We start from the raw sequence: 695 nt of genomic DNA, 5'->3' as shown, positions 1-695 counted from the left end.
CCGTACGCAAGGGCAATGACAGCATCAAAGGCGTTGCAGACCTTGCACGGTAAAACCKTTGCGGTCAACCTTGGCTCAAACTTTGAACAGCTATTACGCGATTACGATAAAGACGGCAAAATCAATATCAAGACTTACGATACCGGTATTGAACATGATGTCGCCTTGGGACGCGCCGATGCATTCGTGATGGATCGTCTGTCAGCGCTAGAACTGATCAAGAAAACCGGTTTGCCACTACAATTGGCAGGTGAACCGTTTGAAACCATCGCTAACGCATGGCCATTTGTGAACAACGAACGTGGCGTGAAGCTGCAAGGTGAAGTCAACAAAGCCCTTGCTGAGATGCGCGCAGACGGTACGGTTGAGCAAATCTCAATCAAATGGTTTGGTGCAGATATCACCAAATAAAGCGAATACTGCTCGTCACAGTCTTTCTTTTTTAAGGTGGAATTTGCGATTCCACCTTTTGTTTTCTTTAAGGGTAACTGGTATGGGATTTGATTTTAACTACATGCTAGAGCTACTGCCGATTCTGCTCAAATACCTCGGCACCACCATGGAAATGGCGATTATTGGTCTGGTTTTCTCTTTGGTCTTGGCGGTAATACTGGCCAATATTCGTGTGTTCCGCGTCCCCATCCTCGATCCACTCAGCCAACTCTACATCAGTTTTTCCGTGGCACTCCGCTGCT

At 47.1% G+C, this 695-nt stretch carries 2 pseudogenes; both read left to right on the top strand.

From position 1 onward, the window contains the following. Window positions 1-411, top strand: a pseudogene (locus tag CIK04_RS22535) (transporter substrate-binding domain-containing protein); the annotation flags it as partial. A gap of 82 nt (window positions 412-493) precedes the next feature. Beyond that, window positions 494-695 (top strand): annotated as a pseudogene (locus CIK04_RS22530) (amino acid ABC transporter permease); the annotation flags it as partial.

The organism is Vibrio sp. 03_296 (genome assembly GCF_002265885.1).
The sequence above is the reverse complement of the archived record's forward strand: the minus strand, read 5'-3'. Positions and strand labels throughout refer to the sequence as shown.